This window comes from Cryptosporangium japonicum (assembly GCF_039524755.1).
In the GTDB taxonomy this organism is placed as follows: Bacteria; Actinomycetota; Actinomycetes; order Mycobacteriales; family Cryptosporangiaceae; genus Cryptosporangium; species Cryptosporangium japonicum.
Genome location: NZ_BAAAGX010000033.1, coordinates 18,787 through 31,448, shown reverse-complemented (window position 1 = coordinate 31,448; position 12,662 = coordinate 18,787). Strand labels below are relative to the sequence as shown.

The window sequence follows — 12,662 nt, the reverse complement described above, 5'->3', positions numbered from 1 at the left end:
GACCGTGAAAGACTGCGGTCGTGAAAACGTTCGATGCGCTGTTCGCCGAGCTGTCGGCCAAGGTGGCCGCCGGAACCGAGGGTTCCGGCACGGTGGAGGCGGTGCGGGCCGGCGTCCATACCGTGGGCAAGAAGGTCGTCGAGGAAGCGGCCGAGGTCTGGATGGCCGCCGAGCACGAGTCCTCGGAGCGGACCGCGGAGGAGATCTCCCAGCTGCTCTACCACCTGCAGGTCCTCATGCTGGCTCGCGGTCTGAGCCTCGAGGACGTCTACGCCCACCTGTAGTTCACCCCCGCACTGGAGGAACCCGGCATGCTGCGCATCGCCGTCCCCAACAAGGGATCGCTCTCCGAGCGGTCCACCCAGATGCTCGTCGAGGCCGGCTACCGCCAGCGTCGCGACCCCAAGGAACTGGTACTCACCGACGCCGAGAACGAGGTGGAGTTCTTCTACCTCCGCCCCCGCGACATCGCGGTCTACGTGGGCTCGGGCGACCTCGATCTCGGCGTGACCGGCCGTGACCTGCTGCTCGACTCGGGCGCCGACGCCGTCGAGATGCTGGCGCTCGGCTTCGGCCGGTCCACGTTCCGGTTCGCCGCCCGCCCCGGGACCGTCGGGTCGGTCGCCGACCTGGCCGGCCGCCGGATCGCGACGTCCTACGCCGGGCTGGTGCGTGCGCACCTGGCCGAGCACGGCATCACCGCCGAGGTCATCCGCCTGGACGGGGCGGTCGAGACCGCGATCCGCCTGGGCGTCGCCGACGTCATCGCCGACGTCGTCGAGACCGGGGCGACGCTGCGCCAGCAGGGGCTGGAGATCGTCGCCGAGCCGATCCTGCGGTCCGAGGCCGTGGTGATCCGCGGCAAGGGCCGGGCCGAGACCGGCGCCGACCACCGCATCGACCAGCTCACCCGGCGCCTCAACGGCGTCCTGGTCGCGCGCCGGTACGTCATGCTCGCGTACGACGTGGAGCTGGCCCGGCTGGACGAGGCCGTGTCGCTCACCCCGGGCATCGAGGGCCCGACGATCTCGCCGCTGCACAAGGACGGCTGGGTGGCCGTGCAGGCCATGGTGCCGCGCGACGACACCAACCGGATCATGGACTCGCTCTACGACCTCGGCGCGCGGGCCATCATCGTCACGTCGATCCACGCCTGCCGGCTGTGACCGTGACCGAGACGGTCGTGCGGGCCCGCCCCCACCGGCTGACGATCGTCTGCTGGATCCTGGCGGTGGCCGTCGTCGTGATCTTCGGTGTCGTCGCCGTGCTGCTGGGGCGGCCGACGACGACGGTGGACCCCGAGGTCGGGCCGCCGTTCGGCGTCGGCGACCAGATCGGCATGGTGTTCCTCGGACTGCTGCTGGCCGGGGGAGTGCTGTCGCTGACCCGGCCCCGGGTCGTCGCCGACGCCGAGCAGGTGGCGGTGCGCAACGTGATCGGTGGCATCACCGTGCCGTGGACGCTGGTCCGGGGCGTGCGCTTCGACCGCCACTCCCCGTGGGCGGCGTTGGAGCTCCTCGACGACGAACTCGTCTCGGTGCTCGCGGTACAGGCCGCCGACAAACAACGCGCGGTCGACGCCGTGCGCGGCCTGCGCCGCCTGCACGCCGCGGCCTGGGAGGGCAAGGAGCCCCCGCCGGCCTGACACGCAGCTACCAACGCCGCTCGGCTGCTGGCCGAGCGGCGTTGACGTGTACGAGAGATGTGCCGGGCTACACCACGTTGGTGACGAATGCGCTCATTCCGCTAGCGATGTTCACCAAACCGTCACCGAGTGAGCGGACGACGCCGGCGGCATCCGCGGGCTGGGTGACGACGAAGAACACCAGCAGGGCAATCGCTCCCCATTTGAGGACCTTCTTCAACATGCCACGCCTCCTCATTGCGGGGGTTGGCGCCTACGTGCACGCTTGCCGCAGAGTCACAGCCCATATACCAACAGTTAGAATCTAACACGCAGTTGTGACGCAGAGACTCTCGAGCTTCATTGTGTCGGATGACGAAGCGCGGCGTGTAGTCGCCCTTGGATTCACTCATGCTCACGTTTGGGGCGGATTACACGCGGGGTCGGAAGACGGTTCGTTGACACTGTTCTCTTCAGTGAGAGGCGTGTCTGGAACGTCCTCGTCGTCCGGTAGGACGGTGAGTTCGGCGGCGCCGGCCCGGGTGAGGGTGCCCCGGGGGGCCTCGGGGCCGTCCGGGGTGATCAGGGCGAAGGACGGCAGTCCTAACAGGGTGCAGGAGCCGTCCGCGGTGCCGACCGCCAGGAACCAGCCGTCGGCTTCGTCGTGGTACATCCAGCCGGCGTCCAGGTCACCCCAGCGCGGGTCGCCGCTGGCCGTCCCGGCCGCCTCCACTGTGGGTGCCGGCTCTCCGGCGGTGTCGGGGGCCTCGAGGTCGGTCGCCGGCTCCTCGGGTGCGGGCTGGTCCGGTGGTCTCCGGTCGGACGTCGCCGGATCGAGCGCGGGGGTGGCGTGGACGGGTTTCTCCTGGTCAGGGGAGGAGGGGTCGGGTGCTGGTCGGTCGGGTGCTGGTCGGTCGGGGGCCGCGGGTTCGGGTGCGGCGTCGGCCGGCGGCGGGGCGTCCGGAAAGGCCGGAGCGGTGGGGCGGGGCGGCACCGGGACCAGCGGCGTGGCGTATCCGTGCGGTGCGGACTCGGCCGTCGGCCGGGGCCGCGGAAGCGCCCGCACCGGCCGGGGTTGCTCGGGGGTCGGCTGTGTGGGGGTGCGTTGTTCGGGGGTGCGTTGTTCGAGGGGGCGTTGTTCGAGGGCGCGTTGGTCCGGGGCGCGCTGTTCGCGGGTGGACGAGGCCGCCGTCAGGGCCGCACGGCGCGGCGGCGGCGAGATCGGACGATGCACTTCGTCCGGCACCTTCAAGAGCCGCCGCTCCTCGACCCGGTCCGCGACCCGCGCGAAACCCGCTCCCACCAGCGCGAACAGGATCACCCCCGCGACGATCGCCGCCAACAGGGCGGTAGCGCCCCGCTCCGGCACGAGCCGCCAGCACAACACCGCACCGGACACACTGGTGAGCAGAAACCCCAGCAGAGCCGAGAGCGCGGCCGGGAACTGCGTGATCGAACCGTGACGCGGGCTGTCGGCGCGCACCGCGGCCCGCGCGTGGGCGAGGATCACCGATCCGCCACAGGCGAGCAATAACCCCAAGCCGAGCGCGACGGCTGCGACCAGAGTCGTCCTGTCCACCGGTTCCTCCGCGCATCCTGCGCATCCCGCGCCGCCGACGGTCGCCGTGCCGCGTGGAAAACAGGGTAACGGGTCGCACACCGGACGCTCGTGACTGATGGTGGCGGTGATCGTCCGTACCGACGAGCAGCGCAGGGCCGGATGGGGTGATTCACCGGGCTCAACAGGTGAACGCTGTTATTACCAACTCTCGGGACGTAGCGGTAGCGTGTCTTAGCGTCACCAGAGAGGTGGTGGTACGTCGGCATGCCGATCGACGGATGCGGGAACCCAGTAGTGTCCGTGGCCGTGTAAGGGCCGAGGAGTCGGCGTACCAATGCGGGAGGTACAAATGCTGACCCACGTGATCCAGGCGACCGCAGGGATTCCTGACGAGATCCTTGCCGCGGCTGACCCGGGCGGCACCACGCTGAACACCGACGGCATCGTCGGCTTCATCGTGTCCAAGATCGTGCCGATCCTGCTGGCAGTCGTGGGCGTCATCATCCTGAGCCGGTCGGGCAAGGGCCAGTGGTCGGCGGCGCTGACCACCGGCGGCATCGCCCTGCTCGGCATCGTCTTCATCGCCGGCGCCGGGCTGCTGTTCGCCTTCGGGCAGAGCTTCGCCGAGCTCGTACTCGGAGGCTGACCCGGATGCGGCTGCGCCCGGACGACGACATCTACCGCGCGAAACTGCTCTTCCTGGGTCCGAAGGGCTTCACGCTGCCGGTACACCTGCCCTATGTGGCGTATCCACTGTTCGCGGTGGTGCTCGCCGTCATCATCTTCATCCGGTACCTGTTGACCCAGGAAGTCGACTACTTCCCCGCGATCGAGATCGCCCTGTCGATCGTCCTGACCTCAGTGATCCTGCGCCAGGTCAGTCCGGACCGCCCGGTCCGCGCGGTGCTGCGTACCGCGGCGACCGACTGGCGCCGGGACCGCACCGCCGGCGAACGCGGCGGCCGGGCCCGGTCGAGGATCGTCGTTCGGGAGACCATTCGATGAGCGGACGTCACGCCCCGAGGGACGCCGACGCGGCGGCCACCCGGGGCGCACAGAGCAGCGCGGAGGAGCCGGCCGAGGAGTCGGCCGGCCACGGCGCCGAGGAGCGGGAGAGCGTGTCGGCGGGAGCGGGTCGGCCCGGAGCACGCCGAGGCGGCTTCCCGGTGTTCCGCCCGGCCGGAGCGCGCCAGCGCTCGGGCTCGTCGGCGGGTGCATCGCCGGGTTCGTCGGGTGAGGTTTCTCCGTCGGACGTGTCTCCTTCGGATGCGCCGTCCCCGGATGCGCCGTCTCCGGCGGGGCCTTCCTCTGGCGGGGCTTCTTCGGGAGAGCCGTCCTCGGGAGAGCCGTCCTCGGGCGATTCGTCGTCCGGCGGGGCGTCGTCGGGTGGGGAGCCGGAAGCGGGCGCGAAGCCGGTGACGAACGGTGCGGCGACAGGCCGGAAGGGAAGCCCGAGCGCGGCCGACCCCTACGACGCCGATCTCGAGTCGGCGATCTCCGACGCGCTCCAACTCGTGCCACCGACCACATCGTCTCCGGAGCCGTCCAGGCCGGATCCCTCGAGCACGCAGGAGCCCGCTCCGCCGCACCAGGGCCGCCCGGTCCCCGCCAGCGGCCCTCCCGGCACCGGCGCCCCGTACGCCGGCCCCGTCCAACCGTGGCCGGGCGAACCGACCACGCCGTCGGACCGGGCACGGCCCGCCGCACCCTCGGCCCCGCCGTCGCCCTCAGGCGCCCACTCCGCGCCCGAACCGCTGTACTCCGAGCACCAGTACTCCGAGGCGCCTTTCACGGGCCAGTACTCCTCCGGAGCCCCCCGATCGGCCCCGCCGCAGTACGGCACCCAGCCTGCGGGGCCATCCCAGCCGGGCGTCGTCCAGACGGGCGAGTTCCAGCCCGGTGGGCCCCAGCAGGGTGCGCCCCAGCCGCCCGAGAGCCGTCCTGGTCCGTCCCAGCAGGGGCCGTCTCAGCAGGGTCCGTCTCAGCAGGGTCCGTCTCAGCAGGGTCCGTCTCAGCAGGGTCCGTCCCAGCAGGGTGGAGCCAGCCGGAGTGGAGCCCAGCCGGATGGGGTCCAGAATGGTGCCGTTCAAGACGGCGGCGGCGGTCCGGGCATGAGCCGTCCTGGTCGGTCCCCGCACGGCGGTGACCAGCAGGATGCGTCCGAGATGGGCGCACAGCCGGGCGCGTCTCAGTCCGGTGTGCCTCAGGCCGAGCCGGCGCACCCCGAGGCGCCGTACTACGGGACGGAACGTCAGGGCGGGGCGCCGACCCCGGCAGGCGAGTCCGGCCCTGCGGAGGACAGCGGGCCGGTGGGCCCGCAGTCAGCGCCGCCGAGCCGCCCCGGCCCCTTCCCTCCGCGGATCATGCCCCCCGGAGCCCGGCCGAACTACGGCCAACCGCCCGTCGACCCGCGAGCGGTCAGCGGACCTTCCGGCGCCCACCGCATCATCAACCAGCCGTCCGGCGCCTACCCCGTGCTCCCGCCGAACCCGGTGCCCCCGGGTGTCGGCCAGCCCTCGGGAGCGCACCGGGTCCTGCCACCCAATACCCCACCACCCGGCGCCACTCCAGGCCCCGTTCCGCCCGGCAACGCCCCCCACGGCCAGACCGGCCCCGGCACCATGCCTCCCGGCTACGGACCTCCGGGCAACGTGCCTCCGGGCAACGCTGGTCCAGGCAACGTGCCTCCGGGCGGTGTCGGTCCGGGCAATGTGCCTCCTGGCAACGTCGGTCCGGGCAATGTCGGTCCGGGCAATGTGGGTCCGGGCAATGTGGGTCCGCGCAACGCCGGCCCGGGCAACGCCGGTCCCGGCCCCATGGGACCCGGCCATGTGGGTCCGGGCAACGTTCCGCCCGGCGTCGGCCAGCACTCCGGGGCGCACCGCGTCCTGCCGCCGAACGGAACGCCCCCGGGCAACGTCCCGCCGGGTGTCGCTCAGCAGTCGGGCGCTCATCCCGTGCTCCCACAATCCGGCCCGGCACAGGGCCATCCCGGCCGCTCGGCCGGCTCCAGTGGCCCCGGTCAGCGTCCGGGTGGACGCGGCCCGGCCTCGCAAGGTGCTGGACAGGGTTCGGGCCCACAGGGGACCGGACCCGGCTCGGGCCCGGCCTACCCAGGCCACGGCCCGCAAGGCCAGCCGTCCCACGGCCACGCCCCGGGCCAAGGCCAACCTCCGCACGGGCAAGGTCCTCACGGCCAGGCACCGCAGGGCCAGGCACCGCACGGCACGGGCACTCACAACGCGGCCACCCAGGCTCCGGCACCCCACGGCGCCGGACCACAGGGGAACGCACCGCACGGCCCGCAGACCGGCGGACACCAGAGCCAGGGAGCACACGGTCCACAAGGCCCCCGGCCGCAGTCACACGGCCCTGCCTCACCGTCTCAGGGGCTTGCCTCGCCGTCGTACGGTCCCGGTTCGCAGTCACCCGGCCCCGGCTCCGGCCCGCAAACCCAGGGCGCTGGCCCGCATTCTCAGGGCCCGGGGCCGCAGTCCCGCGGACCCGAGGCGACCGGCCCGCAAGGACGGCCCGGCGCCGGTCAGCGAGGCCCAGGCGGTGGGCGCCCCGGCGGCGGCCAGCCCGCACCGAACTCCGCCCCCCCACGCTCAGGCGTCCCACGCGGTGGCGGCTACCCCACCCCCGGCGCCCCGATCTCCGGCCCCGCGGCCCACCCGGTCTCGGGCCCGTCCATCCATCCCGTCTCGGGCCCGTCTACCCGCCCGGTCTCCGGTCCGGCGGCCCACCCGGTCTCGGGTCCAGCCGCCCACCCGGTCTCCGGCCCCGCCTCCCACCCCGTGTCCGGCCCGGCCGCCCACCCGGTCTCGGGCCCGGCGTCCCACCCCATCTCCGCGCCGGTCGGGCACCCCGTCGAACACACGCTCGGCGCGGACGGCCTCGAACAAGGCCCCGGCCCGGCGCCCTGGCCCGTGCAGCACCCGATGAACGCCGCGCCGCGGAACGCCGCTCCGCCCTCGACGCTGCCCACGCACCCCGCGTCGGTAGCGGTCGCGCCGCCCGCGCGGATGCCGAGCCGCCCGGTCACCGGCATCCCCACGTCCGCGCCGCCGCAGTCGGCACCCCCGGCCCCGCTGTACGTGCCGGCGCCCGAGCGTTACCCCGCGCTCGACCCCCCCGAGCCCGACGACGCCACAACCGCGCGCGATGAGCGTCGACAGAAGAAACGCAAGCCACGACGGGTGCGGAGCCGTCCGCCGAAGGAGCAGAAGGACCGGCAGGCGGTTCATGAACTCGAGCTGCGCGAGATCGCCGGGCACCTGACCTTCACGCGCAACGACGTGACGGCCTGGTACCACCTCCCCGACATCCAGTGGGCGTTCCGGGCCGACAAGGAGCGGACGTCGATCCTGCTCGGCATCGCGGCGCAGTACGCGGCGCTGGGCGGATACCGGCTGCACCTGCGTCGCACCAACCGGCCGTACCCGGCCGTGGGGTGGGCGCGCCGGATGGCCGCGCTGACGCCGCACCCGGTGCCCGACGTCCGGGGTGCGCCGAGCTGGTCGGACCACCTCGAGGCCGGGCAGCGCCGGCTGCACGCCACCAGCCTCGCCGAGGGTGAGGTGTACCTCGGTGTCGTGTTCCAGCGGCGCACGATGCGTGAGCAGATGGTCGAGACGCTCAACTCGCTGCGCAAACGCGGCTCCGGCAACGCCGAGCGGGCGCGTCTGGAACAGCTCGTCGGACGGTTCGACGAGGTGCTCGGCGCGTTCGGCATGCAGGCGAGGCCGGCGACGTCCAAGCAGGTGGAGTGGCTCATCCACCGGTCGGTGGCGCTGTGCATGCCCCCGCCGCCCGCGCTGTCGCCGGCCGAGGCCGGTGGCTGGGAGACCGGCGACCTGCTGGCGTTCACCGAGCACACGATGCGTTACCGGTCGCCGTACGGGAGCACGGTGAAGCTGCTCTCGCGGATCGGCGACGAGCACGTCGAGCGGCACGTCGCGGTGCTGACGTTCGGCCGGATGGAGGAGCTCTCCATCCCCGAGCGGCACGAGCCGTGGCTGCACTTCCACGAGCAGTTGCCGTGGCCGATGGAGCTCTCCAGCCGCGTCGACGTGCTCGGCCAGGGCGACGCCCTGCGTTCGCTGGAGCACAAGCTGCTGACGATCCGGTCGCAGCAGCGCGACTACCACGAACACGAGATGGACGCTCCGCCCGAGCTGGAGCGGCTCGCGCAGCGGGCCCTGGACATCTCCGACGAGATGTCGACGGGTCTGGACCTGGACGCCGCCCGGGTGCACGGCTGGCACCGGATCGCGGTGTCGGGGCGCACCGAGGAGGAGTGCCTCAAGCGCGTGCGGGCACTGACCGACCACTACCGCTCGATGCGCATCACCCTCAACCACCCGCGTGACCAGCTGCGACTGCTCGACGAGTTCATCCCGGGCCAGCCGGTCGCGAACACCGGTTACCTGCGTCGGATGCCGGCCAAGTACTTCGCGGCCGCGATTCCGCAGGCGGCGGCCGCGATCGGTGACCGGCGCGGGCCGATCATCGGGGAGACGTGCGGGACGTCGCACCGTCCGGTCATGTGGGATCCGCACTACGCCACCGAGGTGCGTGAGCGGTCCGGCCTGACGGTGTTCGTCGCCGAGCCCGGCGGTGGTAAGTCGACCCTGATGGGCGGTATCGCCTACCTGGCCGCGCGACGAGGCGTGCAGTGCACGATCCTCGACCCGTCCGGCCCGCTGGCCCGGCTCGCGACGATGCCGGAGTTGGCGCCGTACTCCAAGGTCTACAACCTCACGCGGGGCGAACCGGGCACGCTGGCCCCCTACGGCCTGATTCCGACGCCCCGACGCGAGCACTTCGCGTCCGACGAGTCGGGCACGGCCGAATGGAACTCCGCGGTCGCCGCGGCCCGGGCGGAGCGCAAAGCGCTGGCCACCGACATCTGCATGATGCTGCTGCCGCCGCAGATCCAGCGGGAACGGTCGTCCCCGATTCTGCTGCAGCGCGCCGCGCGTCAGGTGGAGCCGGAGGAGTCCGCGACGCTCGACGACCTGGTCGCCGCCGTCGCCACGTTCGGCGAGGAAGGTGCCGAACTGGCCGAGACGCTCGGGGACGTCCGGGACATGCCGCTCTCGCGGTTGTTCTTCGGGCGGTCAACGGCGCAATACGGTCAGGACGAAGCCGTGCTGACGATCATCACGATGGCCGGCCTGGCGCTGCCCGACCTCTCGATCGACCGGGAGTTCTGGCAGCTCGAGGAGCGCATGGCCCTGCCGATGCTGCACCTGGCCACGGCCTTCACCACCCGGCGGGCCTACGGCCGGGCGATGAGCGAGCGCAAGCTCGTGGCGCTCGACGAGACCCACTTCCTGGCCGGCTGGGGCTCGGGCCGGGCGCTCTTCACCCGCCTGGCCCGCGACTCCCGTAAGTGGAACATCGCCGCCCTGGCCGCGTCGCAGAACCCCGTGGACATTTTGGGGCTGGACGTCCAAAATCTAGTGTCGACGGTGTTCGTGGGGCGTATCGCCGAGGATCCCGAGATCGCGGCGCAGGCCCTTCGTATGCTCGGTGTACAGCGTGGAATCGGCTACGAGAACACGCTGGCGCAGTTGTCGGTTGCGGATACACAGAATGATCAGCGGCTCGGCTACCGGGAATTCGTCATGCGTGACGTTGACGGCCGGGTCCAGAAATTCCGGGCGGACCTGGCGTACGTGGCCGGGCTGCTCGAACACCTTGACACCACCGCCGATCCGCTCGGCGATGTGGGCCGGAACTCCGGCCAGGAGGGTGATGCCCGGTGACCCTACCTTCGGTGCCTGGGGGCAGCGTTCCCCAGGAAGCGGTGGAGTGTGCTGGTCCGGTCCGGCGGGTGGCGCCGGCCGGGCGGTTGGTGGCTTGGGTTTTGACGGTTCTGGTGGTGGCAGTAGCAACGCTTTTCGCGTCCCCTGGAGTGAGGCCGGCGCAGGCAGCGTGCGGCCCGTCGGATCCAGCCGCCTGCCTACCAAGCACAAGCGTCGTCGATTGCCTAGATCCCCCCACGCCGGCCATGCCAGACACTGGTGTTTCTCGATTCTTTCTTACGGCACCCAGCGACGCGCCAAGCGATGGGCGTTTGCATGCCACCTCGCGATACGATGACTATGGCTATGCTGGTTTGCAATTCCATACCTACGATCTCGGCTGCGGCCCGGACGGCGCTGTAGCGCCTGACGCTCTCGTCAATAACTCAATCGCCAATATGATGCTCGGCGTTGCCACTTTCGTCGTTGGGCTCACTAACTCTGTAAGAGAACATGCCTACGATCCGCAGGAAATGTGGGGCTGGACTGATGATCTAGTCGGTTCCGCAAGTGGCGCTCTGTATGAACGTCTTTTTACGGTTCTAGGGGTGGTTTCTGTAGTTCTTGTTGGTGGGTGGCTACTCTGGAGCGCCCGCCGGGGCGATATGTCGAACGCGGCGACAACCGCTGGTTGGGCAATTTTGGTAATGGTCGTGACTACCGCCATAGCTGCTTGGCCAGTCAGAGCCGCTTCGGTCGCTGATGGTGCTCTAACTGGGTCGCTGGGCGCGGTCAATAGTGCCCTCCACCCAAACAAAGACGAGGTCTGCGGCACCACTCGTTGCGTGGACGACAGGACTCCTCAGCGTCAGGCCAGTGGAGTGATTTCAGAGGTTGTTCTTTATCGGCAGTGGCTAAGCGGCGAGTTGGGGTCGGCGGATAGTCAGACTGCCAAAAAATACGGCGAGCGGCTCTATGCTGCCTCCGCCTTCACGTGGCAAGAGGCTTCAGAAGTGCGTCGAGACCCTGCGCGGCGCGAAGAGATTGTCAAGCGCAAGAACCAGGAATGGAAAGACACTGCGGCCGATATTAAAAAGTCAGATCAGGATGCGTACGAGTATTTGACAGGTAAGCAAGGCACTGATCGAATTGGATCTGCCTTCACTGCTCTGATCTCTGCAGCTGTTGCGGCTCCGTTTGACCTGGTCTCCTCGATCCTAATCATTATCGCTTTTTTGATAATTCGATTGGCGGTTGTTTTTCTGCCTGCAATTGCGACTATTGGAATTATGCGCCCTGCATCCGGACCGCTGCGGGGCCTGTTCCGAACCGTCATGGCCGCAATGATAAATTGCATTATATTCGGCGTGGGTGCAAGCGTGTATCTTTTGGCGCTCGATCTAATAACCAGCACAGCCTCCCTAGCCGGCTGGCAACAGATCCTGCTCATCTTCCTCACCGGCCTCGTCATGTGGTTACTGCTCCGTCCCTTCCGCCGCCTCACCAGCCTGGCCGGCGGCAACCCGTTCCATGACCTCGTCGGCGGGCTCGGCGCGGTTCGTCGCCGTGCCTTCGGCGATGCCCGCGCGGCCGGGATCGCCGCCGCGGGGGTGTTCATCGGCAACAAGGCCGCCGAGGACGACGACAAACGCAGCGACGCCCGGCCGGAATCGTGGAGTCGGGACCGTTCGTTCGTCCGGGTTGCCGACAGCCCGGCCGACGCCGAACCGGCCACCACTTTCACGCGCGCCGGCGGCGCGCGGCTCGCCGACGAATCCCCGGTCGTCATGGCCGGCAGTGGCGCACGTCCCGAGAACGGCGCCACCGGCACCTACACGCCCACCGGCTCGTACTCGGGTGGCGCCAGGAGCGCGGACGACGACCTGATCAGTCGCCCACCCATGCGCGTTCCGGCCGGCCCGGTCCGCCCGGAGAACGGCTCCGGTCTCGACTACCGCGATCCGTCGTACTCGGTGGCCACCCGCGGCGAGTCCGTGCCGGTCGAGTCGGAGGAGCGGTTCGTCGTCTACCGGCCCGACAGCGGTTATCGCACGGTGGAGCCCGACGTCCGCCCCGAGTCCCGCCCGACCCCCCGCCAGAACGCCGACGCCACCGCGGGCACCCGCCCTGAGTAGAACAAAGGCTTCCGCCCTGAGTAAGGCACAGGCACCGGCCCCGAGCCAGCGAAAGGAGATCGTCAATGGCGCGGCTGCCGGCGGGAATCTACCTACGCCGGCCGGGTTACCGGATCCTCTCCGCGCTCGTGCTGGCCGTGATCGTGGCCGGCGTCGTCCTGCTGGCTCGGCTGTTCGGGTCGGTCGCTCCGGACGGCACGGAGGCGGCCCCCGCCCCGGTTCCGTCGCGGACCATCTCGCCCACCGAGGGCGACGACAGCGTCTACGCGGAGAAGAGCCCGTCGACCGATCCCGCGGCCGGGGTCGGTGAGGCGTTCGTGCGCGCCTGGCTGCAGCCGACCGACGGCCGCTCGCAGGACCAGTGGTACGCGGGCCTGGCCCGCTACGCCCTCCCCGACCTCGCGGCCCAGCTCAAGGACGCCGATCCGACGACGAACCCGGCCAAATCGATCACCGGTGACCCGACCACGACCGTGGTCAGCGAGACCAGCGCCCAGGTCGTCGTGCCGACCGACGCCGGAAAAGCGACGACGCTCTGCGTGCTGACCGACGACGGCTGGCGTGTCGCGACGATCGACCTGGGGAAGTGA

The 12,662-nt window shown here is 70.6% G+C and carries 10 protein-coding genes; 8 read left to right on the top strand and 2 right to left on the bottom strand.

What is annotated here, in order from left to right:
- Nucleotides 1–20 precede the first annotated feature (20 nt).
- The 3 genes from ABD437_RS35615 to ABD437_RS35605 are packed head-to-tail and all read left to right on the top strand — an operon-like array spanning nt 21 to nt 1,645.
- Nucleotides 21–284, top strand: a complete 264-nt coding sequence (locus ABD437_RS35615) for a phosphoribosyl-ATP diphosphatase (RefSeq protein WP_035850653.1) — start codon at nt 21–23, stop codon at nt 282–284.
- Nucleotides 285–311: 27 nt separating this feature from the next.
- Complete coding sequence (gene hisG / locus ABD437_RS35610) at nt 312–1,166, top strand: ATP phosphoribosyltransferase (protein ID WP_344653375.1); 855 nt, start codon at nt 312–314, stop codon at nt 1,164–1,166.
- Between the two features lie 2 nt (nt 1,167–1,168).
- Entirely contained in the window at nt 1,169–1,645 is a 477-nt protein-coding gene (locus tag ABD437_RS35605) for a PH domain-containing protein (protein ID WP_344653374.1), read from the top strand.
- A 67-nt stretch (nt 1,646–1,712) separates the two neighbouring features.
- Here ABD437_RS35605 and ABD437_RS35600 read toward each other — a convergent pair whose 3' ends face one another.
- Both ABD437_RS35600 and ABD437_RS35595 read right to left on the bottom strand, forming a co-directional pair.
- Nucleotides 1,713–1,868, bottom strand: a complete 156-nt coding sequence (locus ABD437_RS35600) for a hypothetical protein (protein WP_169745020.1) — start codon at nt 1,866–1,868, stop codon at nt 1,713–1,715.
- 171 nt (nt 1,869–2,039) lie between these two features.
- Entirely contained in the window at nt 2,040–3,203 is a 1,164-nt protein-coding gene (locus ABD437_RS35595) for a hypothetical protein (RefSeq protein WP_344653373.1), read from the bottom strand.
- Between the two features lie 331 nt (nt 3,204–3,534).
- On the opposite strand from ABD437_RS35595, the gene ABD437_RS35590 reads away from it, so the two are divergent.
- The 5 genes from ABD437_RS35590 (at nt 3,535) to ABD437_RS35570 (ending at nt 12,662) form a co-directional block, all read left to right on the top strand.
- The gene (locus ABD437_RS35590) at nt 3,535–3,831 is read left to right on the top strand and encodes a hypothetical protein (protein ID WP_051570063.1); all 297 of its coding nucleotides are present in this window, start codon (nt 3,535–3,537) and stop codon (nt 3,829–3,831) included.
- A gap of 5 nt (nt 3,832–3,836) precedes the next feature.
- Nucleotides 3,837–4,190, top strand: a complete 354-nt coding sequence (locus tag ABD437_RS35585; protein WP_035850660.1) for a hypothetical protein — start codon at nt 3,837–3,839, stop codon at nt 4,188–4,190.
- A 2,792-nt stretch (nt 4,191–6,982) separates the two neighbouring features.
- Complete coding sequence (locus tag ABD437_RS35580) at nt 6,983–9,958, top strand: ATP-binding protein (RefSeq protein ID WP_344653372.1); 2,976 nt, start codon at nt 6,983–6,985, stop codon at nt 9,956–9,958.
- A gap of 824 nt (nt 9,959–10,782) precedes the next feature.
- Nucleotides 10,783–12,072 (top strand): hypothetical protein, encoded by a 1,290-nt coding sequence (locus ABD437_RS35575; RefSeq protein WP_344653371.1) that lies wholly within the window; start codon nt 10,783–10,785, stop codon nt 12,070–12,072.
- A gap of 65 nt (nt 12,073–12,137) precedes the next feature.
- Nucleotides 12,138–12,662: a hypothetical protein gene (locus ABD437_RS35570; protein WP_344653370.1), complete on the top strand. Its 525-nt coding sequence runs from the start codon at nt 12,138–12,140 to the stop codon at nt 12,660–12,662.

What these genes read in the sequence shown, in the direction of transcription:
- hisG (WP_344653375.1), top strand. Translation starts at nt 312, where the DNA reads ATGCTGCGCATCGCCGTCCCCAACAAGGGATCGCTCTCCGAGCGGTCC.
- ABD437_RS35600 (WP_169745020.1), bottom strand. Translation starts at nt 1,868, where the DNA reads ATGTTGAAGAAGGTCCTCAAATGGGGAGCGATTGCCCTGCTGGTGTTC.
- ABD437_RS35590 (WP_051570063.1), top strand. Translation starts at nt 3,535, where the DNA reads ATGCTGACCCACGTGATCCAGGCGACCGCAGGGATTCCTGACGAGATC.
- ABD437_RS35585 (WP_035850660.1), top strand. Translation starts at nt 3,837, where the DNA reads ATGCGGCTGCGCCCGGACGACGACATCTACCGCGCGAAACTGCTCTTC.
- ABD437_RS35570 (WP_344653370.1), top strand. Translation starts at nt 12,138, where the DNA reads ATGGCGCGGCTGCCGGCGGGAATCTACCTACGCCGGCCGGGTTACCGG.